The sequence below is a fragment of the Streptomyces sp. NPDC001914 genome (assembly GCF_042891215.1).
In the GTDB taxonomy this organism is placed as follows: Bacteria; Actinomycetota; Actinomycetes; order Streptomycetales; family Streptomycetaceae; genus Streptomyces.
On the sequence record NZ_JBIASW010000003.1, the window covers coordinates 508,929 to 533,447 of the forward strand.

Below are 24,519 nucleotides of genomic sequence, written 5' to 3' on the forward strand. Positions count from 1 at the left end.
GGAGGCGCCGTGCATCTCGAATACACGCCGGAGCAGCAGCGGTTGCGGACCGAACTTCGTCTCTACTTCGCCGAGTTGGTGCCGGACAACGCCTACGCGCGCTACGGCGACCCCGCGGCGCAGAAGCGCTTCTACCGCGAGACGATCCGCCGCCTCGGCGCGGACGGCTGGCTCGGGGTCGGCTGGCCCAAGGAGTACGGCGGGCGGGGCCTGAGCCCGATGGAGCAGTTCATCTTCTTCGACGAGGCGGCCCAGGCCGGGGTGCCGTTGCCGCTGATGGCGCTCAACACCGTGGGGCCGACGATCATGCGGTTCGGTACGGAGGAGCAGAAGTCGTACTTCCTGCCGAAGATCCTCTCCGGCGAGATCGACTTCGCGATCGGCTACAGCGAACCCGGCGCCGGGACCGACCTCGCCGCGCTCCGTACCAGGGCCGTACGGGAAGGCGACGAGGAGAGCGGCCACTACACGGTCGACGGGCAGAAGATCTGGACGACCAACGGCGACACGGCCGACTGGGTGTGGCTCGCGGTGCGCACCGATCCGGACGCCCCGCCGCACAAGGGCATCACCATGCTCCTCGTACCGACCTCCGACCCCGGCTATTCGTGCACGATCATCAACACGCTCGCCTCGCACGACACCACCGCCAGCTACTACGAGAACATCCGTGTTCCCGCCACGCGCCGGGTCGGCGAAGAGAACAAGGGCTGGCGGCTGATCACCAATCAGCTCAACCACGAGCGCGTCACCCTCGCCGCGCACGGCACCATGGCGATCCGCGCCCTGTACGACGTCCAGCGCTGGGCGATGGAGACCAAGCTCGCCGACGGCCGCCGCGTTGTCGACCTCCCCTGGGTACGCCGCCACCTCGCGCGCACGCACACCCGGCTGGACGCGATGAAACTCCTCAACTGGCGCATGGTGAACGCCGTCCAGGAGGGCACGCTCACCCCGCAGGACGCCTCCGCGGTCAAGGTGTACGGCTCCGAGGCCCGCCGGGACGCGTACGCCTGGCTGATGGAGATCGTCGCCGCCCCCGGCGTCCTCAAGGAGGGCTCCGCCGGCGCCGTCCTGCACGGCGAACTCGAACGCGGCTACCGTTCGGCCGTGATCTTCACCTTCGGCGGCGGCAACAACGAGATCCAACGGGAGATCATCTCGTGGATCGGGTTGGGAATGCCCCGGGTGCGACGCTAGCGGTCCCTGCGACGAAGCCGCTTCAGCATCTCAAGATGCGCGAGGCAAAGAGCCGGTTGACCTAGCAGGCCGTCCCGATTCCCCCTGGCGCCGCTTGAAGAACCCATCGCCTTCGGTGACGGCCCAGTTGGGGTTGCGCCTCTCGCTGCCCTGGAGGGGACGCGAGCGGGCGGCGGTGACCCAGTCGGTTCGCCCTGGGTTGACGGCTGATAGAAAGTTGCAGGTCACACCGGAAACTTCGGGGCGTCCGGGGTGTCCGGTCGGTCCGGGCGCGATGTCGCCCGGTCGGTCCGGGCGCCCGGGCGGTCGGCCTGGGTCGTTCACCAAAGGATCGCGCATCGTGTCTTCTCGTCGAGTCGTCGTCATCGGTGGCGGGGTCATGGGCTCGTCCGCCGCGTGGCGGCTTGCCGCCCGGGGTGACCGCGTCACCCTGCTGGAGCGCTTCCCGCCCGGCCACGACCGGGGCAGCTCGCACGGCACCTCGCGGATCTTCCGGCTGGCCTACACGGACCCCTTCTACGTCGGTCTCGCCGCGCGGTCGCTTCCGCTGTGGCGGCGGCTGGAGGAGGAGACGGGACGGCAGGTGCTCACCCTCACCGGAGCCGTCGACCACGGCCCGGCCGCCACGACCGAGGCCCTGTACGAGGTGCTGACCGCAGCCGGACACTCCGCCGAGCGGCTGGTCCCGGAGGAGGTCGCCGAGCGCTGGCCGGGGCTGCGCGCCGACACCGGCGCGGTCTTCCACCCGGACGCCGGACGCCTGCACGCCGACGATGCGGTCACCGCCTTCCAGCAGGCGGCGCGGGCACACGGCGCGGAGGTCCGGCACGGCGTCCGGGTGGCCGGGCTGTCGGTGCACGGCGACGCCGAGGTCCGGGTGGTCACGGACACGGAGGAGGAACTGCGCGCCGACGCGGTCGTGGTCGCGGTCGGCGGCTGGGCGCCCGGCATGCTGGGCGGCGGTACCGCTCCGCTGGTCGGCGGCGTACCGGTGCTGCGTGTCACGCAGGAGCAGCCCGCCCACTTCCCCGCGGCGGACGCGCTCAACTGGCCCAGCTACATCCACCACCCGGGCGCCGCGCTGCCCGTGGACGGCCTCACCGCGGACGGGGTGTACGGACTCGGCAGCACCGACGGCGTCAAGGCGGGCTTCCACGGCGTCGGCCCGGTCGTCGACCCCGACCGGCGCGACCGCACCCCGGACGCCGCGATCCTTCGGGAGCTTTCGGCGTACGCCGAGCGCTGGCTCCCCGGCGTGGACCACACCGCGCCCGAGGCCGTGACCTGCCTGTACACCACCACCCCCGACCACGACTTCGTCATCGACCGGCAGGGCCCGGTGACCGTGCTGGGAGGGTTCTCCGGGCACGGCTTCAAGTTCGCGTCGGTCATCGGCGAGCTGGCGGCCGCGCTGGTACGAGGGGAGCCCGGGCCCAGCCGGTTCGCGCTCGGACGCCCGCGACCCGCGAGCCGCTGAGCCGTTCCCCAGGAAGGGCACCCCCAGCCCTCTTCACCGGCGCGCCCGGTCACCCTCGGGGACCACGTCGGGCTCGGGGGCCACATCAGCCTCGGGAGCTACTTCGACCTTGAGAGCTACATCGTGCCTCGGGGGAGAAGGCCGGCTGATCGCCGTGGCGCCCGGCCACGGCGGCACGCGGTGTGACCTGCGGCGTACCACAGTGCCACCTAGTCAGCGGTCGGCGGCAGCGGTTCACGCGCCGTGTGCCAGGCCGCCGGGAGTGCGGCGACGCCCGTACGAGCGGCGATCACCCCGCCCGCGATGGCGCACGTCGTGTCGATGTCGCCGCGCCCGGCGACCGTGAACCACAGGCCCTCGTGCAGGTCGTCGAGGTGTCCCGCCGCGCACCAGAGGGCGTAGGGGACGGTGTCGGGGCCGGACATGCGATAGCCGGAGCCCAGGACCTCCGCCGCGTGCCGGATTGAGGCGCCCGCCGACATCCGGGCCGCGATCCGGATTCCGGACCGGACGTCGCTGTCGGGGAGGTGTGCGGCGACGGCCTGGAGGAAGTCCGGGCGCGACGGCGCGGGCCCGCCCCGGCTCCGCGTCGCCAGCGCCGCGGCGAGGGCTACCGCCACCGCCCCCGCGATGGCCTCCGGGTGGTGATGAGAGACCGCGCTCTGGAGCGCGGCCTGCTCGGCGACGGCGTCGAGGTCGGCGGCGTGCCAGGCGCCCAGCGGGGCGACGCGCATGGCCGCGCCGTTGCCCCAGGAGCCCTGGCCGCCGAACTGGCCGGCGACCACCTCCCGCCAGGGCTCGCCCGCGCCGATCCGGCGGAGCACGTCGTGCATCGAGGCTCCGTAGCCGCGGTGCGTGTCGTCGGCGTACGCCTCGGCCAGGCGCAGGGCGAGGCGGTCCTGGTCGACGGTGCCGCCGCCCGCGGCGAGCTCCCGGACGAGGACGAGCGCCTGGGCGGTGTCGTCGCTCCACCGCCACAGCGGCTCCGGGGGCAGGGTCCGCGCCTCCAGGGCCGCCGGGCCCTCGCGACGCAGGATGCCGAACCAGCGGTCACCGAAGGCGTCACCGAAGGCGAGCCCGGAGAGCGAGTCCAGCGCGGCGGCAGGCAGGTTGATCATCGGAGCAGTATCACAAGGCGACGGTGTCCTCGGCACTCGATTTCGGCGCGGCCGCGTTCCGGATTCTGCCGTGGGTGCGCTCTGGATTCCGTGCGCTCTGGATTCCGTGTGTCTGGATTTCGTGCGCCCGGGTTCCGGATTCGGCGTCGCCGGTTCCGGTCGGCCGGCGACCCTGATGCCGGTCTCAGGTCGCGGTGATCTGCGCCACATGGGCCCGGCTGGACTTGTTCCCGGAGCGGGAGCGGCATTTACTTGGACGTCCTAGTAGTTATACGCATGGTGACACTGGGGATACCTGTGTACCCGAAAGGTCCGGGACGCCGTACCCAGACGCGTAGTTCCGTCAGGAGGACTCATGTCCGTGGCCACCGCCGCCCCGACCCCGCTGTACCGGGCCAAGCATCCCGTCCGCTTCGTCACCGCCTCGGCGCTGTTCGACGGCCATGACGCGGCCATCAACATCATGCGCCGCATTCTCCAGGCGCAGGGTGCCGAGGTCATCCACCTGGGGCACAACCGGTCCGTGCAGGAAGTGGTCGACGCGGCGCTGGAGGAGGACGCGCACGGCGTGGCCATCTCCTCCTACCAGGGCGGCCACATCGAGTACTTCGAGTACCTGGTGAAGCTGCTCGGCGAGGCGGGCGCCGGGCATGTGAAGGTGTTCGGCGGCGGCGGGGGTGTCATCGTCCCGGAGGAGATCGACCGGCTCGCCCGTTCCGGCGTCAAGATCTTCTCCCCGGAGGACGGCCAGCGCCTCGGGCTGGCCGGAATGATCAACTCGATGATCGAGGAGTGCGACCTCTCGCTGTGGCGGCAGGCACCGAGCGAGCCGTCCGCGGTGATGGCCGGTGACCGGCACGCGCTGGCGCGCACGATCAGCGGTCTGGAGACCGGGTACGTTCAGGAGCCGGATCTCGCGGTGCTGCGCGAGGCCGCGCTGGCACGCAACGTGCCGGTGCTGGGCATCACGGGAACCGGCGGCTCGGGTAAGTCCTCCCTGACGGACGAACTGGTCCGCCGGCTGCGCACCGACCAGAAGGACCGGCTCAAGGTGGCGGTGCTCGCCGTGGACCCGAGCCGGCGTCGCGGTGGCGGCGCCCTGCTGGGCGACCGGATCCGGATGAACAGCCTGGACGGCGACCGGGTCTACTTCCGGTCGCTCGCCACCCGTGGCGACCGCGAGGTGCCCCAGGCGCTGACGGACGTCATCGGCGCGTGCAAGGCCGCCGGGTACGACCTGGTGATCGTGGAGACGCCGGGCATCGGGCAGGGCGACGCGGCGATCGTCCCGTACGTCGACGTGTCGCTGTACGTGATGACGCCCGAGTTCGGCGCCGCATCCCAGCTCGAGAAGATCGACATGCTGGACTTCGCCGACGTCGTCGCGATCAACAAGTTCGAACGGCGCGGCGCCGCCGACGCCCTGCGCGACGTGGGCCGTCAACTGGTGCGCAACCGCGAGGCGTTCGGTTCCCGTCCCGAGGACATGCCGGTCTTCGGCACCAGCGCCGCCACCTTCAACGACGACGGCGTGACCGCTCTCTACCAGAAGCTCCGCGATGTGCTGGCCGGTCACGGCCTCGCGGTGGGCGAGGGCGCCCTGCCCGAGGTGACGGTACGTCACTCCAGCGGCGCGGCGCAGATCGTACCGGCGAGCCGGGTGCGCTACCTGGCCGAGACGGCCGAGACCGTGCGCCGCTACCACGCCGAGACGGAGAGCTGGGCCCAGCAGGCGCGGCGCGTCCAGCAACTCGAGGCCGTCTGCGCCCAGTTGGCCGCCGCCGAACTGCCGGTCGCGGACGTGCAGGGGCTGCTGGAACAGGCCGAGCACCGCCTGGCGCCGGAGGCGCGGATGCTGCTGGAGCAGTGGCCGCTGACCAAGGAGGCATACTCCGGCGACGAGTTGGTGGTCAGCGTGCGCGACCGCGAGCTGCGCACCGCGCTGACACGGGAATCGCTGTCCGGCAACCAGGTCCGCCGCGTGGCCCTGCCGCGCTACTCCGACGCCGGCGACCTGCTGGGCTTCCTGCGCCGGGAGAACCTGCCCGGGTACTTCCCGTTCACCGCGGGCGTCTTCCCGTTCAAGCGTGAAGGCGAGGACCCGGCACGGATGTTCGCCGGCGAGGGCGACCCGCAGCGCACCAACCGCCGCTTCAAGCTGCTCTCCGAGGGCCAGCCCGCCACCCGGCTGTCCACGGCCTTCGACTCCGTCACCCTCTACGGCCGCGACCCCGGCGAGCGCCCCGACATCTACGGCAAGGTCGGCACCTCCGGAGTCTCGGTCGCCACCCTGGACGACATGAAGGCCCTCTACGACGGCTTCGACCTGGTCGCCCCCACCACCTCGGTCTCGATGACCATCAACGGGCCCGCGCCGACCATCCTGGCGTTCTTCCTCAACACCGCGATCGACCAGCAGATCGAGTCCTTCCGTGCCGCCGAGGGCCGCGACCCCTCCGCCGAGGAGACGGCCGGACTGCGTGCCCACGCCCTGGCGACCGTGCGCGGCACCGTCCAGGCGGACATCCTCAAGGAGGACCAGGGCCAGAACACCTGCCTGTTCTCCACCGAGTTCAGCCTGCGGATGATGGCCGACATCCAGGAGTGGTTCATCCGGAACCAGGTCCGCAACTTCTACTCGGTGTCCATCTCCGGCTACCACATCGCCGAGGCGGGGGCGAACCCCATCAGCCAGCTGGCCTTCACCCTGGCCAACGGCTTCACCTACGTCGAGGCCTACCTGGCCCGCGGCATGGACATCGACGACTTCGCCCCCAACCTGTCCTTCTTCTTCTCCAACGGGATGGACCCGGAGTACACGGTGCTGGGCCGGGTGGCCCGTCGCATCTGGGCGGTCGCGATGCGCGAGCGCTACGGCGCGAACGAGCGCAGCCAGAAGCTCAAGTACCACGTCCAGACCTCGGGCCGCTCCCTGCACGCCCAGGAGATGGACTTCAACGACATCCGCACCACGCTCCAGGCGCTGACCGCGATCTACGACAACTGCAACAGCCTCCACACCAACGCCTACGACGAGGCCGTGACCACGCCGTCCGAGGAGTCGGTCCGCCGGGCGCTGGCCATCCAGCTCATCATCAACCGCGAGTGGGGCCTCGCCATGAACGAGAACCCCCTGCAGGGTTCGTTCGTCACCGACGAGCTCACCGACCTGGTCGAGGAGGCGGTCCTCGCCGAGTTCGAGCGGATCAGCGAACGCGGCGGTGTGCTCGGCGCGATGGAGACCGGATACCAGCGCGGACGCATCCAGGACGAGTCCATGCTGTACGAGCAGCGCAAGCACGACGGCACGCTGCCCCTGATCGGTGTGAACACCTTCCGCAACCCGCACGCCTCGGGTGAGGCCGCCACCACGCTCGAACTCGCGCGGGCGACGGAGGCGGAGAAGCAGTCCCAGCTGGAGCGCGTCGTCGACTTCCAGGGACGGCACCACGACCCCGCGCAGGCCGCGATCGCCGCCCTCAAGGAGGCGGCCACCGGCGGGCACAACGTGTTCGAGGTCCTGATGGACGCCGCCCGGGTGTGCACCCTCCAGCAGATCACCGAGGCCTTCTTCGAGGTCGGCGGCCAGTACCGACGCAACGTCTGACCCACGGCGGCCGGCGGCCACGCGCCGCCGGCCGTCGTCTCCACCCGAGCCGAAGGACCACCTGTGGAATCAGCCATGCCCATCTCCCGAGTCGGCGTCGTCGGCTGCGGCCTCATGGGTTCCGGCATCGCCGAAGTCGCCGCGCTGAGCAGTCTCGACGTCGTGGTCTCCGAGGCCGGACCGGACGCGGTCCGGGCGGGCCGCGGACGTGTCCTCGCCTCCCTCGACCGCGGCCTGCGCCGCGGCAAGCTCTCCGAGCAGGCGCGTGACGAGGCCCTGGCCCGGCTCACCTTCACCGACGACCTCGGTGACATGAGCGACCGTCAGATCGTGATCGAGGCCGTCGCCGAGAACCGCGAACTCAAGACCGAGATCATGAAGACCCTCGACAAGACGGTCGCCGATCCCGAGGCCATCCTCGCGACGAACACCTCCTCGATCCCGGTCATCGACCTGGCCATCGCCACCGGTCGGCCCGCCCAGGTGCTCGGCGTCCACTTCTTCAACCCCGTACCGGTCCAGAGACTCGTCGAACTCATCCCGGCGCTGACCACCGGGAAGGACACCCTGGACCGGGCTCGCGGGTTCGTCCGGGAACGGCTGGGCAAGGAGACGGTGCGGTCACCCGACCGCGCGGGCTTCGTGGTGAACGCGTTGCTCGTCCCCTATCTCCTCGCGGCCGTCCGCATGCTGGAGAGCGGAGTGGCGGACGCCGAGGACATCGACCGGGGCATGGAACTGGGCCGCGCCCATCCCATGGGACCGCTGCGTCTGCTCGACCTGATCGGCCTGGACACCGCGCAGGCGATCGCCGAGTCGATGTACGAGGAGTACAAGGAGCCCACCTACGCCCCTCCCGCGCTGCTGCGGCGCATGGTCGGTGCGGGCTGGCGGGGACGCAAGAGCGGCCGGGGCTTCTACCAGTACGAGACGTGACGACCCGCGTACGCGGTCCCGCGCGACCTCACTCCGGCCCATGCTGTACGTCGGTACACCCGGAGCACGGAGCACGGAGCACGGAGCACGGAGCACGGAGCACGGAGCCCGGAGGCAGACTGCCGTCGTGGAGGACGATCATGCTGCTGCGCCAGCTCGAGTATCTCGTCGCCCTCGCCCGTGAGCGCCACTTCGCCCGCGCGGCGGCGCTCTGTTACGTCTCCCAGCCGTCGCCGTCCGCCGCGATACGGCGCCTGGAACACGACCTTGAAGTGCCGATCGTGCGGCGGGGGAGGAGGAAATACGAGGGCCTGACCCCCGAGGGTGAGGTGGTGCTGGCCTGGGCGCACCGGATCCTGGCCGAACAGGACGCGCTCCGCCAGGAGTTGTCGGCGCTGCGCGGCGGCCTGACCGGCACGCTGCGGCTGGGGGTGGTGCCGACGGCGCTGCCGGTCGCCTCCCTGCTGACCACCCCGTTCTGCGAGCGCCACCCGCGCGCTGGCGTGAGCCTGGAATCGCTGTCGTCGGCGGAGATCACCCACGGTCTGGCGGAGTTCGGACTGGACGCGGCGATGACGTACCTGGACGACGACACCCTGCGCCGCGTCCGCCGCTTCCCGCTCTACGAGGAGCGGTACATGCTCCTCACCCCCGCCGACGGTCCACTGGCCGTCTCGGACACGGTGCGCTGGGCGCAGGCCGCGACCCTGCCGCTGTGCCTGCTCTCGCCCCGGATGCGCAACCGGCGGATCATCGACGAGTGCTTCGCCGCCGACGGCGCCACCGCCACGCCCGCGATCGAGACGGACAGCGTGGCCGGCCTCTACGCCCATCTCCCCGGCGGCCGTTGGTTCAGCGTGATCTCGCACGCGTGGCTCCACATGTTCGGGGTGCCCGAGGGGATGCGCGTCGTGCCCCTGACCGGACCGGCCCACGGACCCTGTGTCGGGCTCGTGGTCGCGCGCAGCGAACCCGAATCGGTCCTCGCCGGAGCCCTCGTCGCCGTGGCGCGCGAGGCCGGCGTCCGCGACGCGCTCGACACGCTGCTGCGCTCCTTCCTGCGCGAGCGCGACTCATAGGAGCCGGCTATGAGCGCATAGCGAGGTTCGCTTTGACCGGCGCGAACGGCTCCGGGGATCGTGAACGGCACCTTCCCGCAACGCCAGTTGAGGAGCCGCGACATGGCCAAGGTGCTCTGCGTCCTGTACGACGACCCCACCGACGGATATCCGACGACGTACGCCCGCGACGACCTCCCCGCCGTCGGCCACTACCCCGTCGGCCAGACCACCCCCACCCCCGAGGCGATCGACTTCACGCCCGGCCATCTGCTCGGCAGCGTCTCGGGCGAACTCGGCCTGCGCGCCTACCTGGAGAAGGCCGGGCACACGCTCGTCGTCACCTCCGACAAGGACGGCGACGGCTCGGTCTTCGACCGCGAGCTGCCCGACGCGGACGTGGTGATCTCGCAGCCGTTCTGGCCGGCCTACCTGACCGCGGAGCGGATCGCCGCCGCGAAGAACCTGAAGCTGGCCGTCACCGCGGGCATCGGCTCCGACCACGTCGACCTCGACGCGGCGATCGCGCACGGGGTGACGGTCGCCGAAGTGACGTACTGCAACAGCATCAGCGTCGCCGAACACGTGGTGATGACGACCCTGTCCCTGGTCCGCAACTACCTGCCGTCCCATCAGGTCGTCCTCGACGGCGGCTGGAACATCGCCGACTGCGTGGCCCGTTCGTACGACTTGGAGGGTATGCACGTCGGAACGGTGGCCGCCGGGCGGATCGGTCTCGCGGTCCTGCGCCGTCTCGCCCCCTTCGACGTGATGCTGCACTACACCGACCGGCACCGGCTGCCGGAGGAGGTCGAGCGCGAACTGGGGCTCGTCTTCCACGCCTCGGCCGCCGAGATGGTCCCGCACTGCGACGTCGTCACGATCAACGCTCCCCTGCACCCCGAGACCGAAGGCCTCTTCGGCGACGACCTGCTGGCGACGATGAAACGCGGCGCCTACCTCATCAACACCGCCCGGGCGAGGATCGTCGACCGGGACGCAGTGGAACGCGCCCTGCGTGGCGGGCAGTTGGCGGGCTACGCCGGCGACGTCTGGTACCCCCAGCCGGCACCTGCCGACCACCCCTGGCGGACCATGCCACACCAGGGCATGACCCCGCACATCTCGGGCTCGTCGCTGTCCGCGCAGGCCCGGTACGCGGCCGGTACCCGCGAGATCCTGGAGGCCTGGTTCGCGGGCCGGCCGATCCGGGACGAGTACCTGATCTCCGATGGCGGGGGGTTGGCCGGAACCGGCGCGCACTCCTACTCCGTCACCAAGTGAACCTCGGGAGGCCACTGTCCGGTGGCCTCCCCTCCCGTCGTCCGTCGGCCGTACGCTCGCTCCCGCCGAAGCGTCCGGTCACTTTCCCGTCGGCGCCGCGGTCCGGGGCAGTGCCGTGGACACGCTGAACAGGGCGTGTACGGAAGCGCGGACCTGCTGGGCGACCAGCTCGGGTGTGGAGCTGTCCAGCTTGCCGTCGAGGTGCAGGAACGCCAGGCCGTGGACCAGGGCCCAGACGGTGGTCGCCAGCGCGCCCGCGTCGTCCGTGCCCGGGAAGGCGTCGCGGACGATGCCCTGGACGTACTCGCGGATGACCGCCGTCGCGGCCACCCGTTCCTCGCTGGCCGGATCGCAGGGCTCGGCGAACATCGCCCGGAACAGGGCCGGGTGATCGAGCGCGAAGCGCACGTAGACGACCGCGACCGCGGCCAGGTCGTCGGGCGTCGAGGGCGCGGGGTGGACCGCGGCCAAGTGCTCGGCGAGCTCGCGGTACCCCTCGGCGGCGACCGCGGAGACGAGCGCGTCCCGGTCCGCGTAGTGGCGGTACGGAGCCGTCGCCGACACCCCCGCGCGGCGGGCGACCGCGCGCAGCGACAGACCGGCGCTCCCGTCCTCCTCGAGCAGTTCCCGCGCGGCACGCAGGCAGGCAGCGCGCAGGTCGCCGTGGTGGTACGTGCCGGTTTGTGACATAGGTCACACTCTCTCATGTTTGCAGCGCTCACATCGTGACTTAATGTGAATGGTGCATACATCGTAAGGGATGGGCATGGAGGAGGAAACCGGATGATCAGCGAACTGTTCTCGCCCCTGGCTCTGCGTTCCGGGCAGGTGCTCGGCAACCGGATCGCCAAGGCGGCCATGGAGGAGAACATGGCCGGAGCCGGCCAGCTTCCCGACGAGCAGTTGTTCACGCTGTACCGGCGCTGGGCCGCCGGCGGCACCGGACTGCTGATCACCGGGAACGTCATGGTGCACGCCGAGGCGCTGACCGGACCCGCCGGAGTCGTGCTCGACGAGCGCGCGCCGCTGGAGCCGTTCGTCGAGTGGGCCCGGGCCGGCAAGTCCGGCGGCGGCGCGCTGTGGATGCAGATCAATCACCCGGGCCGTCAGGTGACGTCCGACATGCCCGGCGTCGTGTGGGGTCCCTCCGACGTCGGTGTCTCCCTGGGCAGGCACAGCGGCCGCTTCGGCAGCCCGACCGCCATGACCGCGCGCCAGATCGCGGACACCGTGACCCGGTTCGCCGTCACCGCCCACCGGGCGGAGGAGGCCGGATTCGACGGCGTCGAGATCCATGCCGCGCACGGCTACCTCCTGTCGCAGTTCCTCTCTCCCCTGGTCAACAAGCGCACCGACCAGTGGGGAGGCTCGCTGGAGAACCGTGCCCGGATGCTGCTCGACGTCGTGCGCGCGGTCCGCGCCGCCGTGTCCCCCTCCTTCGCCGTTGCCGTGAAGCTGAACTCCGCCGACTTCCAGCGCGGAGGATTCGACGCTGACGACGCGCGTCAGGTCATCGGGATGCTCGAACCGCTCGGAGTCGACCTGGTGGAGCTGTCCGGCGGCAGCTACGAGAGCCCCGCGATGACCGGCCGCCCCGCCGACGACCGTACGCAGGCCCGCGAGGCGTACTTCCTCGACCTCGCCGAGGACCTCGTCAGGACCAGCCCGCTGCCGTTGATGCTCACCGGCGGCATCACGCGCCGCGCCACCGCCGAGAGGGTCCTCGACAGCGGAGTGGCGGTCGTCGGCATGGGCACCGCGCTCGCCGTCACCCCCGACCTCCCCGACCGGTGGAGGGAACACCGCGAGGCCGACCGCGCGATGGAGCCGGTGACCTGGTCCGACAAGGCCCTCGCCTCGGCCGCCGGAATGGCTCGGGTCCGCTACCAGATGCGACGTCTCGCCCGCGGTGCCGCACCCCGGCCCGGTACTCATCCGGCGTTCGCCCTGATCTCGGAACTGCGCAGGCAGCGCGTCGCCCTGCGCGGCTACCGTGCCTGGCTGGCCGAGGAGCGCGGCATCCCGGTCGGGTGAGCCCGCCCTCGTGCCCAGGAGACCGGGACCGCAAGGTGCCCTGCGCCCTCGATCCGGTTCGGGACCGAGATGGGGACCGGCATGTGCAGGGCGAGCTGGCCTTCGGTCATGACGTCGAACTGGATGGTTCTGATCGGCTTGAGCGAGCGCAGGTCGTCCGCCAAGCGGCCCTTACCGACCTGGAGGGTGACGTCACGCGGGACGCGCGTCGTACCGGCGTTCAGTACGTTGGTCTGGCTCAGGGTGGAGTGCCACGCGCCGTTGATCGTCGTGTACGAGGTGAGTGAGCTGACGCGCTCGCCGCTCGGGCGGGCGGTCTGCTTCGGCGTTCTCGCCCGGAGCGACAGATCGACTCCTCCGGCGTCGTTGGCGTCGTTGGCGACGCGCGCGGTCGTGCGGCCGGAGTTGATGTCCACGTCCACCTCGGTGACCCACTTGGGGAAGCCGTAGCCGTCGTGGCCGCGTACCCGGGCGATCTCCGTGCTCACCGGCAGGGACAGCACGTAGGAGTCCAACTGCTCGTTCTTGAGGCCGCTCACGAGGTCGAGGAAGCCGAGCCCGCCATGCCGTGCGGGCTTCACGGCGATGCCGACGGCCGCCTCGGTGTAGAAGTCGATGTCGCAGTGAGCACCGTCAACAATGGAGTGAGGTCCCTGGGTGACGTTCCCGAGCGGAGTGCGTGCGCTCGACCTGGCCACGGGCCGCTGTGGAACGCGCCCTTGCGGGGCGGTAGTTGCTGTCGAGGGCACCCGTCCGGATCTACTCGCGGGAGGTCGTCCCCGCCCCCGGGCTGCGCACGGCCAGGAGTGCCGCCCCCATGTCCGCAAGTGCGCGCGGATCGGAGAGGGAGCGGCCCGTCAGTTCCTCGACGCGTCGCAGGCGGTAGCGGACGGTGTTGGGGTGGACGAACAGGTTCCGCGCCGTGGCGGCGGCCGAGCCGGTGGCTGCGAACCAGTGCTCCAGAGTCCGCAGCAGGCGGGTCCGCTCCCCGGCCGGCAGGTCGAGTACGGGCCGGAGCACCACCTCCGCGAGGTGAGCGGCCTCGGCGGGAGCCGCTGCCACGACCATGGCCAGCGGGTTGTCGTCGAAGCGGGCCACGCCCGGGGCGGTGCCCTCCAGTCCGGCCAGGGCCAGCCGGGCGAAGCGCAGGGCCCGCGGAGTGTCCCGCAGGGAACGGAAGGCGGGGCTGAACCCCACGCGCGCGCGGGCGTCGCGCAGGATGCGCAGGCACGTACGCTCCGCCGTCTCGGTGGGCAGAGCGATCAGGGCAAGTTGTTCGTCGGGCAACAGGCGCCAGGCGGAGGGCAGATGGGCCTGGCGCAGTGCCGCCTCGGCTCCCGCCAGCGGCTCCTCGCCCGGAGTGCCCGTCGCCGCGACGGCGACCGCGTACGGGCCGTGCTCGGGCAGACCCAGCTCGCGGGCGGCCTCCCACAGCGTGCGGTCGGTGATGATGCCCGTGAACAACGCCTCCACCAGGGCGGAGCGCCGCGCCTGTCCCCGCGAGGTCAGTTCCGCCGCGGTCTCCCGGTAGGCCACCGCCACCGCCTCGGCGAACAGGCCGGACAGCGACCAGAACATGGTGGACTGTGACACCAGCAGATCGTCGGTGACCTCGGGGTGCCTCCGTGCCTCGGCGAGGATCTCCGTCCACAGCAGCTCCGAGCCGATCCGGTACGCGTGGAGTGTGTCCGTCAGCGGGACGCCCTGCTCCGCGCGGAGCCGGCCGGTCTCGTGCGCCGAACTCGCGTCCGGAGTGCCGCCGAGGCGGACGTGGGTGAGGATGAGGCCCGCGTTGGCCTCGCAGGAATGGCGCAGCGAGTCCAGCGGGATCAGGGACTCGTCCTGGTAGGCCGTGACGTCCGCGCGGATGCGCAGAGCCATCCGCTCGCCCAGTTCCGGCAGTCCGGCCTGAAGCGCTGCCGCCACGCCCGAAAGCTCCATCTCCGCAGCTTAGTGCCGACGAATTGTTCCCAGGAACAATCCAGGGCCGCGAGCGCTGTCCTGCGCCCCATAGATGACGACCTTGTATGACTGCAAGATGTCGGCGATGTAAACATCCGATGTTCCGTGTGATGGAGGCAGGGCATGGCCAATCTGGCAGGGTTCCTCGTGGAGACGGCGCAGCGGCAGCCCGGGCGTCCCGCGCTGCGCCTGGGGGAGCGGGTCATCACGTATGCGGAGCTGGACGAACGGACCGCGCGCGCCGCGGCCCTGCTCAGGTCCGAGGGCGTGCGGCCGGGTGACCGGGTCGCCCTGATGCTGCCGAACGTGCCCGAGTTCGTCGTCCTGTACTACGGAGTCCTGCGCGCCGGAGCGGTCGTGGTGCCGATGAACCCGCTTCTGAAGACCAGGGAGACGGAGTACCACCTCACCGATTCCGGCGCGGTGTGGCTCTTCGAGTGGCATCAGGCGCCGGGCGAGGGCGCCCAGGGGGCGAAGGCGGCGGGGGTGCGGCACACGGCCGTCGAACCGGCGGCGTTCGCCACGACCCTCGCAGGCCACGAACCGTTCTCCGGCGTCGTCGAGACGGACGGCGAGGACATGGCCGTCCTGCTGTACACCTCGGGCACCACCGGCCGCCCCAAGGGCGCCGTCCTCTCCCACGCCGGCCTGCGGCACAACACCGAGGTCAACAGCGTCCAGATCCAGCGGATGACGCCGGACGACGTGGTGGTGGGCTGCCTGCCGCTGTTCCACATCTTCGGGCAGATCTGCACGATGAGCGCGGCCGTCCGCAGCGGCGCGTCGCTCGTCCTGATCCCCCGGTTCGAGCCGGGGGCCGTGCTGGACGCCATCGCCCGCGAGCGCGCCACCTACTTCGAGGGGGTGCCGACCATGTACGCCGCGCTGCTCCAGCACCCCTCGGAGGCGGACGTGTCGACGCTGCGCATGTGCATCTCGGGCGGCGCCTCGCTGCCGGTCGAGATCCTGCACGGCTTCGAGCGGCGTTTCGGCTGCGCTGTGCTGGAGGGCTTCGGCATGTCCGAGACCAGCCCGGTGGTCACCTTCAACCACCCCGACCGGCCGCGCAAGGCGGGTTCCATCGGCACGCCCATCCGTGACGTGGAGGTACGCCTCCTGGACGAGCTCGGGCAGGACGTGGCCCCCGGCGAGATCGGCGAACTGGCCGTCCGGGGACCGAACGTGATGAAGGGGTACTGGAACCGCCCCGAGGAGACGGCGGCCGCCATACCCGACGGCTGGCTGCGCAGCGGGGACCTCGCGCGCGCGGACGAGGACGGCTACCTGTACATCGTCGACCGCAAGAAGGACATGATCATCCGGGGTGGCTACAACGTCTACCCGCGCGAGATCGAGGAGGTCCTCCACGAGCACCCGGCCGTCGCCCTGGCCGCCGTGGTGGGCGTCCCGCACGCCGACCTGGGTGAGGAGGTCGCGGCCGCGATCGTCCTCCGGGACGCCGCGCAGGCCACCTCCGACGAGCTGCGCACGTACGTCAAGGACCGTGTGGCGGCCTACAAGTACCCCCGGCGGGTGTGGTTCGTGGACCAGCTGCCGCTGGGGCCCAGCGGCAAGATCCTCAAGAGGGAGATCACCGTACCGGCGGAGTGACGACCGGCCGCGACGGGCCGGGAACCCTGGCGCGGACTGCGCACCCGGGTTCCCGGCGTGACGAAATCTGCGCCCGCCTCACCGTTGTGGGGCGGGGCTGCGCAGCCGCCTCGGGCTCGGCGTGACGAAATCCCTTGCTGCTGACCGTCCTTGAGGCGTCGGGGGTAGACGGAGGCTCGCACGTACGAATGACGTCCGGCGCCGACCGGCGCTTCCGGGCATGGGCGCCGTCAGGCCGGAAGCCGTTCCAGCACCCCCGCGAAGTCCGTCCCGGACGGCAGGGTGCCGAAGGCCAGGCCCCGGTCTCCGGCCAGCCGTGACGCGCAGAAGGCGTCGGCCACCGCCGGTGGTGCGTGGCGGACGAGCAGGGACGCCTGGAGGACGAGCGCGGCCCGTTCGGCGACCCGGCGGGCGCGCAGCGGAGCGTCCTCCGTGAGGACGAGCTCCCCCTTCAACTCCCCCCAGGCGGCGTCGAATCGGGGGTCGGCCCCGGTCGCCGCCTCGATCTCCGCGCGGAACGCCTCCAGCGAGTCCGGCTCCCGCGTGAGGGCCCGCAGCATGTCGAGGGCGCTGACGTTGCCGGAGCCCTCCCAGATGCTGTTGAGCGGGGCCTCGCGGTACAGCCGGGGCATGCCGGACGCCTCGTCGTAGCCGTTGCCGCCGAGGCATTCGAGGGCTTCGGCGACCGCGGCGGGCTGGCGCTTGCACACCCAGTACTTGCCGACGGCCGTGGCCAGGCGCAGGAAGGCGCGCTCCCCGGCGTCGCCGCGCTGGGCGCGGTCCGCGGCGCCGGCCAGCCGCAGGGCGAGCGTGGTGGCGGCCTCCGACTCCAGCGCCAGATCGGCGAGGACGTTGCGCATCAGCGGCTGGTCGATCAGCTTGGCGCCGAACGCGGAGCGGTGCCGCGCGTGATGGGCGGCCTGGGCGAGGGCCGCGCGGGTACCGGCGGCGGAGCCGAGCACGCAGTCCAGGCGGGTCATGGTCACCATCTCGATGATGGTGCGAACACCCTTGCCCTCGGTGCCGACGAGCCAGGCCACGGTGTCGTCGAACTCGGGCTCGCTGCTGGCGTTGGAGCGGTTGCCGAGCTTGTCCTTGAGCCGCTGGACGCGGAAGGTGTTGCGGCGGCCGTCGGGCAGCACGCGCGGGACCAGGAAGCAGGAGAGCCCGCCGGGTGCCTGCGCGAGGACGAGGAACAGGTCGTTCATCGGGGCGCTCGTGAACCACTTGTGGCCGCGCAGCCGCCAGGTGCCGTCGCTCCGCTCGGTCGCGGTGGTGGTGTTGGCGCGTACGTCGCTGCCGCCCTGCTTCTCGGTCATGCCCATCCCGGCGAGCAGACCGGGCTTGTCGGCCGGGGTCCGCAGTCCGGGTTCGTAGACCCGGCTGGTGAGCAAGGGCTCGTAGACCTTGGCCAGTTCGGGGGAGTGGCGCAGGGCGGGGACCACCGCGTACGTCATGGAGACGGGGCACAGGTGGCCCGCCTCCAGTGTCGTCGCCAGCATGAAGCCCGCGGCCCGCGCGACATGGGCGCCGGAGCGCTCGTCGGCCCAGGCGGCGCCCGCGAGGCCCGCGCTCACCGAGGCGTCCATCAGCGCGTGGTAGGCGGGGTGGAACTCGACCTCGTCCACACGATGGCCGTAGCGGTCGTGGGTCCGCAGTTCCGGCTCGTGGCGGTTGGCCTGGTCCGCCCAGGTCTGCGCCTCGGCGCTGCCGACGTACCGGCCGAACCGGTGGAGGTCGTCGAGGTGCCAGGAGGCCCCCTCGCGGTTCACGCCTTCGAGCAGCACGGGGTCGGCCGCGGCGTCGTGACCCGTCAACGGCGGTGCCTGGTTGGTCACTTCGTGGGTCACGGCGGTGGGGCGACTGTGCGCCGTGGTGGTCGCGGTCATGCGGAACCTCCGGTGTGCGGTCGGCGGGGCGGAGCGGGAGGAGCGAAGGGAGCGAGGGGGGGCGAGAGCAGCGTGTGGATCAGAGGGCGTGAGGAGCAGGGGAGCGCGGGGAGGTCGCGGCTGGGCCCGGCGGCGGAGGCGTCGCCTCTAGGGTTCCTCGGACGTGCCCCGGTCTGCGGGAGCGCCCGCGCAACGCAGGGCCATGACCGTGAGTTCCGCGAGGAGTTCGTCGGGGGTCTGGCCGGACGGGGCGCCGAGGGGGTCCACGAGAACCTCGCCGATCGCGCCGGTGAGCGCGGCCGCGGTGATCTCGCCGTTCTGGGCGGGCAGCAGACCGGCCGCCATGCCCTGGCGCACCACCTCGGCGAACAACGCGCGGTAGCGGCGCCGGAATGCGAGGCGTTCGGCGCCCACCGCGGCCTCGGCGGGGGCGGCGAGCAGCGCGTAGGCCAGGCCGCGGTTCTCCAGGGCCCGGCGTGCGAACACCTCGATCCCGCGCGCGAGCCGGTCGACGGGGTCGCCCTCGCCGTCCAGCACCTCGCCGAGCACCTCCACCTCGCGGCCGGCGGCGCGCCGGAACACCTCCACGGCGAGTGCCGCCTTGGACGGGAAGTGCTGGTAGACCGAGCCGGCCGAGATCCCGGCCGAGTCGGCGACCGCGGTCACCGACGCCTGAGCCCAGCCCACCTCGGCGACGACCGCGGTGGCGCAGGTGACCAGGTGCTCGCGCGCGGCTTCCAGCCGGCGGATCTCGGAAGGCGTCTTGCGGTACGGCATGAAAGAAGTGAACCACCATTCAGAGCTTCCCGTCAGAGCCCTTTCTGCCTCCGAGGGGCGTCGGGGGAACCGCTCCCGGAGCGTCGACTAGGGTCGCGGCATGGCGGAACAGGGAGTGGAGGGCGTACGGCGGGGTCCTGGGCGGCCGCGGCAGGAGCACGTCACCGCCGCGGTGCTGGACGCCGTCGTGGCGCTGGTCACCGAGAGCGGCATGGGTGCGCTCACCATGGACGCCGTCGCGGCCCGCGCCGGGGTCAGCAAGCCGGCGATGTACCGGCGCTGGCCCACCAAGCAGGACCTCGTCATCGCCGCCGCCGAATCGCGGATCGGGTCGCTGACCGTGCCGGACATGGGCGACTTCCGCGCCGAGCTGCGCGCCGTCCTGACGGCGCGCATGGAGGCGTACCGCCGGCCCGGTGTCGCCCGGCTGCTCGCCGGGGTGATCGGCACCGCCGCCGAGGCGGGTGCCGAGCCCGCCGCCTACCGTGCCTACACGGCACGGGTGATGAGCCAGACGCGGCACCTGCTGGAACGCGGTGTCGCCCGGGGAGAGGTGCGCTCCGACGTCGATCTGGCGGACGCCTCGACCCTCGTCGCCGCCTCGCTGGTCTTCCGGATGGTCGGGGAACAGAGGCTGCCGGACGAGGCGCTGGTCGACTCGATGGTGGACATGATCTCCCGGGCGGTGGCCGTACGGCCCTGACGCCGGACGGCTGACCCGCGTCTTCCGCGGTTCCCCTGGGGTCCTTCCCGTGCCCGCTCCGCGAGGTCGCCTCCGTACGTGCCCCAGCGGGCCTCTCTCGTACGTCTACGGGGTCGGCGCCCGTGTCTGCCCGCCCGGGGCTGCCGTGTACGCCCGCCGGGGTCGGCACCCGCTGTGGCCCACCCCGCCCGGGGTCGCTCGGCTGCTCCCGTATGCGCCCGCCGGGTCCTGCTCCCGTGTGACGCCGCCGGGGCCCCGAGTCCGCAGGCCGAGCCGCGCCCGTAGGCCGCCCCCGCGTACGCCGCCCCCGGTCACCCGGTCGGGACCACCCGGCATGCCCCCGGACGTCCCCGGCCCGCGAACGCTCCCGAAATCCACCCTCCGCACCCCCTTGCCCAGCCGTCCCTGAATATCGATACTGCCGGTTACGTATTTGGTTCACCGTCGGGAGGAACCCCGTGCACCCTGTCGTGACCAGTCCTGTCGAGCGCCCGAAGCCCGTCCTGGACAAGCCGCTCATGCACTACGGAAGCCGCGTCCTGGAACGGCTCGCCCCGGGTGCCGAGCCCTCCGCCTACGAGCGCCTGGAGATCGACCCGCTCACCCCGCACTTCGGCGCCGTGCTCGGCGGAGTCGACCTGACCCGCCCGATCGACGACGGGCTCGCCGAGGAGCTGAGGCAGGCACTGCTGGAGTGGAAGGTGATCTTCTTCCGGAACCAGACCGGCTTCACCGCCGAACACCAGCTCGCGCTCTCCGCCGTCTGGGGCTCCCCGGAACCGAACCCCTTCTTCCCCAAGACGGAGACCGCCGGCGTCTCCCGCCTCGCCAAGGACGCGAAGGCCGCCGGCAACAAGAACATCTGGCACAGCGACCACAGCTTCATGGCCAACCCGGCACTCGGCTCCGTGCTGCGCGCGGTCGAGGTCCCTGCCGCGGGCGGCGACACCATGTGGGTGGACATGGCCGCCGCGTACGACAACCTGCCGGACGACATGAAGGAGCGGATCGAGCACCTCACCGCCGTCCACGACTGGGAACCCAGCTGGGGCGCGCTCATGAACGACGAGCAGAAGGCCGGCTTCCGTGCGGTGTGGCCGCGCGTCGAGCACCCCGTCGCGGTGCGCCACCCGCGCAGCGGCCGCAGGACCCTCTACGTCAACGAGCCCTTCACCACCCGCATCCAGGGCCTGACGGAGGCGGAGAGCCGCGAACTGCTCGACATCCTGGTGCTCCAGGCACGCATCCCCGAGTACCAGGTCCGCTTCCACTGGGAGCCCGACTCGATCGCCGTCTGGGACAACATCGCGACCCAGCACTACGCGATCAACGACTACTACCCGCGGCGCCGCGTCATGGAGCGCATCGCCATCGCGGGCGTCCCGCTGTCCTGAACCCGGTCCGGTCCGGCCCGCATCACCCCGACAGGCCTGCCGCGCAAGGCCGTCGTCCCTCTCCGACAGGAGCACCCATGACCGCGGTATCCACCGAGCACCGGCCGTCGGCCGGGATCTCCCCGGCCAGCGGCGGCGGCACCCGCGCCTGGACGGTGACCGCGCTGCTCGTCGTCTTCATGATGGTCAACTTCGCGGACAAGTCCGTCCTCGGCCTGGCCGCCGACGAGATCCGTGCCGACCTGCATCTGAGTGCCACTCAGTTCGGTCTGGCGAACAGCGCGTTCTTCCTTCTCTTCTCCGTTGCCGCGGTGGCCGTCGGACTCGCGGCCGACCGGCTGTCCACGAAGTCGATCGTCCTCGTGATGGCCGTCCTGTGGTCCGTGGCCCAGGTCCCCGCCGCGTTCGGCGGCGGTCTCGCGGTCCTGGTCGCCTCGCGGGTCTTCCTCGGCGCGGCGGAAGGCCCCGCCTTCCCCGTGGCCCAGAAGGCCACCCTCGCGTGGTTCCCCGACGAGCGGCGCAACCTGCCCGGCGCGCTGGTCACCCTGGGCGTCACCCTCGGCGTGATCGTCTCCGCGCCCGGACTGTCGTGGGTGATCCAGCACCACGGATGGCGGGCGGCCCTGTGGGTCCTCGCCGCGGCGGGACTTGTGTGGGCCGTGGCCTGGGCGGCACTCGGTGCCGACGGCGGGCACTCCGTTGGTACGGAGCCCGGTACCGGCGCGGCCGTCCGGCCGGTGGAGACGCGGGCGGACGTGCCGTACCGGAAGATCTTCGCCAGCCGCACCTGGATCGGCGTCACCCTCGCCTACTTCACCAGCTACTGGTCCGTGGCCCTGATGCTGGTCTGGCTGCCCTCCTACCTCCGCAACGCCCTCGGATACTCGGCGGGCGAGGCGGGCACCGTGGTGATCGCCCCCTGGCTCGTCGGGGCGCTCGCGCTGCTGGGGCAGGCGGGCGTCACCGGGTGGCTCATGCGCCGAGGCACCGGCAGCCGGCGCGCCCGCGGATGGGTGGGCGGCGGCCTGCTCGCCCTCGGCGCCGCCTGCTGCCTGGCCCTGCCGCTCGCCGACGGCAGGACGGCGACGACCGTCCTGGTCGCCCTCGGCTTCGGCCTCGGCGGCTCGTACGCGACGGTCGCCGCGACCACCGTCGCCGAACTCGCCCCGCCGTCGCGCGGGGGCGGCGCCCTGGGCACCATGAACGCGGTGGTCACCGCGGCCGGACTCGCCGCCCCCGCCGTCGTCGGAGCGCTCGTCGACGCCCGGGGCACCGGCGGATACCAGAGTGCCGTCCTGCTCTCCGGCCTGCTCCTGGCCCTCGGCGCCGCCGCGTCCTTCCTGCTGGTCGACCCGCAGCGGGACATCACCCGGCTCAACGGCTCCGACGGTTCCAACGGCTCAACGGCTCAACGGCTCAATGACTGAACGGCTCAAGGGCTGAAGGGCTGAACGGCTGAACGGTCCATCCTCGAAGCCGGGGCCCGTCTCCGGCGGGCTCCGGCTCCCACATCAACCTCACCCCGAACCGCAGGAGTTGCGCCTTGACCACCGCTCCGGCCCTCGACACCCACTCCCTCGACCGCGCGCTCGCCGACCTGCGCGCGAACGCCGGCATCTGGACCGCCACCCCGCTGACGGAGCGGATCGGCCTGCTGGAGCGCATGCTCCCGCGGATCGACGCCGCCGCACCCGCCATGGTCGCCGACGCCGCCCGCGCCAAGGGCTACGATGCGACGGCCGGCTGGGCCTCAGAGGACTGGGTGACCGCGCCCTGGGCGCTCGCCCAGACCGTGGGCGCCTACCTCCACGTCCTGCGCAGGATCGCCGCAGGGAAGGAACCGCTCCCCGCCCGTGCCGTCCGCGACCGGGACGGCCGGACCGTGGTCGACGTGTTCCCGGCCACCGCCACCGACCGTCTCCTGCTCAACGGCTTCTCGGCACAGGTGTGGATCCGGCCGGGAACCACGCCGGAACAGGTACGCGACCGGGCCGCCGGGGCGTACCGGGGAGTCGCGTCCCGCCCGGCCGTCGGACTCGTGCTCGGCGCCGGGAACGTAGCGGCCATCACCCCGCTCGACGTCCTGCACAAGCTGTACGCGGAGGGGCAGGTCGTCCTGGCCAAGATGAACCCGGTCAACGCCTACCTCCGCCCCCACTTCGAAGAGGTCTTCGAGGAGTTCGTGGACCGCGGCTGGGTCCGCTTCGCCGACGGGGGAGCGGAGGCGGGCGCGTACCTCACCGCCCACGACCACGTCGACTCCATCCACGTCACCGGCAGTGAACGCACCCACGACGCCATCGTCTGGGCCACGGACGAACTGGCCGACGAGCGCCGCCGCGAGAACGCGCCCCGGATCGGCAAACCCCTCACGAGCGAACTGGGCGGTGTGAGTCCCTGCATCGTCACACCGGGGCCCTGGAGCGCGGCCGACTTCCGCTATCAGGCCGAACACATCGTGACCAGCAAGATGAACAACTCCGGCCACAACTGCGTCGCCACCCAGATCCTCATCGTGCCGCGCGACTGGGACGGCACCGAACGGCTGCTCGCCGAGATCCGCCGGCTGCTGCGCGATCTGCCGCCCCGCCGCGACTACTACCCCGGCGCGGCCGACCGTCTGGACGCGGTGACCCGGGCCCACCGGGAGGCCGAGGCGCTCGGCGACGGAGCCTGCCGTCTCCTCGTGCCCGACATCACCGATCCGGACGATCCGATGCTCACCGACGAGGTGTTCGCCAGTGCCCTGGGCGTCGTCCGGCTGCCGGGCGAGGACGCGCCCCGATTCCTGCGCGCGGCGACGGAGTTCGCCGACACCCGGCTCCCCGGAACGCTCGGCGCGACCCTGCTGGTCCACCCCCGCACCGAGCGCGCGCACCCGGCCGCCGTGAACGAGGCCGTCTCCGCCCTGCGTTACGGCACACTCGGCGTCAACTGCTGGTCGGCGTTCGGCTTTCTGCTCGGGTACACGCCGTGGGGCGCGTACCCGGGGCACACGCGGCAGGACATCGGCAGCGGCACCGGCTTCGTCCACAACGCCTTCATGCTGGAGGACGTGGAGAAGACCGTGCTGCGGGCGCCCTTCGCGCCCGCGCCGCGCGGCCTTCTCACCGGGGCGCCGTCCCTCTCGCCCCGCCCTCCGTACTTCGTCACCAACCGCACGGGACGCACGACGATGCGCCGGCTCACCGCCTACACCGCGAGGCGCGGCGTGTCCGGGCTGCCCGGCATCTTCCTGTCGGCCCTGCGCGGCTGAGCAGACCGGCTGGCCGAGCAGACCGGCTGGCCGAGCAGTCCGACCCGGCTCAGCTCCGGCTCGTCGGTGCGCACGCCGTCGATGGGTGTGCGCGCCAGGCTCGCGCGCCCTGTTCTGTCGTCGTGCGCCCACGCGGCGTGCGGCGGGGCCGCACAGGACGCCCGGCGCCACGATCCGTCGCCGGGTGTCATGGGCACCACGGCGCGCTGTGCC

The 24,519-nt window shown here is 71.9% G+C and carries 17 protein-coding genes and 1 pseudogene; 12 read left to right on the forward strand and 6 right to left on the reverse strand.

What is annotated here, in order from left to right; translation table 11 throughout:
• Window positions 1–9: 9 nt before the first annotated feature.
• Both ACFYYF_RS11560 and ACFYYF_RS11565 read left to right on the forward strand, forming a co-directional pair.
• Complete coding sequence (locus tag ACFYYF_RS11560; protein WP_388773936.1) at window positions 10–1,200, forward strand: acyl-CoA dehydrogenase family protein; 1,191 nt, start codon at window positions 10–12, stop codon at window positions 1,198–1,200.
• A gap of 340 nt (window positions 1,201–1,540) precedes the next feature.
• A complete protein-coding gene (locus tag ACFYYF_RS11565; RefSeq protein ID WP_388773938.1) occupies window positions 1,541–2,677 on the forward strand; it encodes an FAD-dependent oxidoreductase in 1,137 nt (378 codons plus the stop codon).
• A 209-nt stretch (window positions 2,678–2,886) separates the two neighbouring features.
• On the opposite strand, the gene ACFYYF_RS11570 is transcribed toward ACFYYF_RS11565, so the two are convergent.
• Window positions 2,887–3,795, reverse strand: a complete 909-nt coding sequence (locus ACFYYF_RS11570; RefSeq protein ID WP_388773940.1) for an ADP-ribosylglycohydrolase family protein — start codon at window positions 3,793–3,795, stop codon at window positions 2,887–2,889.
• Between the two features lie 355 nt (window positions 3,796–4,150).
• Here ACFYYF_RS11570 and icmF point away from each other — a divergent pair, with 355 nt between their 5' ends.
• The 4 genes from icmF (at window position 4,151) to ACFYYF_RS11590 (ending at window position 10,680) form a co-directional block, all read left to right on the forward strand.
• Window positions 4,151–7,402: a fused isobutyryl-CoA mutase/GTPase IcmF gene (gene icmF, locus ACFYYF_RS11575; RefSeq protein WP_388773942.1), complete on the forward strand. Its 3,252-nt coding sequence runs from the start codon at window positions 4,151–4,153 to the stop codon at window positions 7,400–7,402.
• 75 nt (window positions 7,403–7,477) lie between these two features.
• Complete coding sequence (locus ACFYYF_RS11580) at window positions 7,478–8,338, forward strand: 3-hydroxybutyryl-CoA dehydrogenase (protein WP_388773944.1); 861 nt, start codon at window positions 7,478–7,480, stop codon at window positions 8,336–8,338.
• Between the two features lie 140 nt (window positions 8,339–8,478).
• Window positions 8,479–9,417, forward strand: a complete 939-nt coding sequence (locus tag ACFYYF_RS11585) for a LysR substrate-binding domain-containing protein (protein WP_388773946.1) — start codon at window positions 8,479–8,481, stop codon at window positions 9,415–9,417.
• Between the two features lie 102 nt (window positions 9,418–9,519).
• Window positions 9,520–10,680 (forward strand): NAD-dependent formate dehydrogenase, encoded by a 1,161-nt coding sequence (locus ACFYYF_RS11590; protein WP_388773948.1) that lies wholly within the window; start codon window positions 9,520–9,522, stop codon window positions 10,678–10,680.
• A gap of 78 nt (window positions 10,681–10,758) precedes the next feature.
• Here ACFYYF_RS11590 and ACFYYF_RS11595 read toward each other — a convergent pair whose 3' ends face one another.
• Complete coding sequence (locus ACFYYF_RS11595; protein WP_388773951.1) at window positions 10,759–11,370, reverse strand: TetR/AcrR family transcriptional regulator; 612 nt, start codon at window positions 11,368–11,370, stop codon at window positions 10,759–10,761.
• Between the two features lie 93 nt (window positions 11,371–11,463).
• Here ACFYYF_RS11595 and ACFYYF_RS11600 point away from each other — a divergent pair, with 93 nt between their 5' ends.
• Window positions 11,464–12,714, forward strand: coding sequence for an NADH:flavin oxidoreductase/NADH oxidase family protein (locus ACFYYF_RS11600; protein WP_388773953.1), 1,251 nt, complete (start codon window positions 11,464–11,466; stop codon window positions 12,712–12,714).
• A 53-nt stretch (window positions 12,715–12,767) separates the two neighbouring features.
• Here ACFYYF_RS11600 and ACFYYF_RS11605 read toward each other — a convergent pair.
• Window positions 12,768–13,337, reverse strand: a pseudogene (locus ACFYYF_RS11605) (acetoacetate decarboxylase); the annotation flags it as partial.
• A 136-nt stretch (window positions 13,338–13,473) separates the two neighbouring features.
• Window positions 13,474–14,640 (reverse strand): PucR family transcriptional regulator, encoded by a 1,167-nt coding sequence (locus ACFYYF_RS11610; protein ID WP_388773957.1) that lies wholly within the window; start codon window positions 14,638–14,640, stop codon window positions 13,474–13,476.
• A 159-nt stretch (window positions 14,641–14,799) separates the two neighbouring features.
• On the opposite strand from ACFYYF_RS11610, the gene ACFYYF_RS11615 reads away from it, so the two are divergent.
• On the forward strand, window positions 14,800–16,287 hold the full coding sequence (locus ACFYYF_RS11615; protein ID WP_388773959.1) for a long-chain fatty acid--CoA ligase: 1,488 nt from the start codon (window positions 14,800–14,802) through the stop codon (window positions 16,285–16,287).
• 230 nt (window positions 16,288–16,517) lie between these two features.
• On the opposite strand, the gene ACFYYF_RS11620 is transcribed toward ACFYYF_RS11615, so the two are convergent.
• Window positions 16,518–18,176 carry an acyl-CoA dehydrogenase family protein gene (locus tag ACFYYF_RS11620; protein WP_388773961.1) on the reverse strand — a complete coding sequence of 553 codons (1,659 nt, stop codon included), beginning with the start codon at window positions 18,174–18,176 and terminating at the stop codon, window positions 16,518–16,520.
• A 147-nt stretch (window positions 18,177–18,323) separates the two neighbouring features.
• The gene (locus ACFYYF_RS11625) at window positions 18,324–18,953 is read right to left on the reverse strand and encodes a TetR/AcrR family transcriptional regulator (RefSeq protein WP_388773965.1); all 630 of its coding nucleotides are present in this window, start codon (window positions 18,951–18,953) and stop codon (window positions 18,324–18,326) included.
• Between the two features lie 100 nt (window positions 18,954–19,053).
• On the opposite strand from ACFYYF_RS11625, the gene ACFYYF_RS11630 reads away from it, so the two are divergent.
• The 4 genes from ACFYYF_RS11630 (at window position 19,054) to ACFYYF_RS11645 (ending at window position 24,306) form a co-directional block, all read left to right on the forward strand.
• Entirely contained in the window at window positions 19,054–19,656 is a 603-nt protein-coding gene (locus tag ACFYYF_RS11630; RefSeq protein WP_388773966.1) for a TetR/AcrR family transcriptional regulator, read from the forward strand.
• A 518-nt stretch (window positions 19,657–20,174) separates the two neighbouring features.
• The gene (locus tag ACFYYF_RS11635; RefSeq protein WP_388774372.1) at window positions 20,175–21,050 is read left to right on the forward strand and encodes a TauD/TfdA dioxygenase family protein; all 876 of its coding nucleotides are present in this window, start codon (window positions 20,175–20,177) and stop codon (window positions 21,048–21,050) included.
• Window positions 21,051–21,127: 77 nt separating this feature from the next.
• Entirely contained in the window at window positions 21,128–22,477 is a 1,350-nt protein-coding gene (locus tag ACFYYF_RS11640) for an MFS transporter (protein WP_388773968.1), read from the forward strand.
• A gap of 116 nt (window positions 22,478–22,593) precedes the next feature.
• Window positions 22,594–24,306 (forward strand): aldehyde dehydrogenase family protein, encoded by a 1,713-nt coding sequence (locus ACFYYF_RS11645; protein WP_388773970.1) that lies wholly within the window; start codon window positions 22,594–22,596, stop codon window positions 24,304–24,306.
• The last annotated feature ends 213 nt before the right edge of the window (window positions 24,307–24,519 follow it).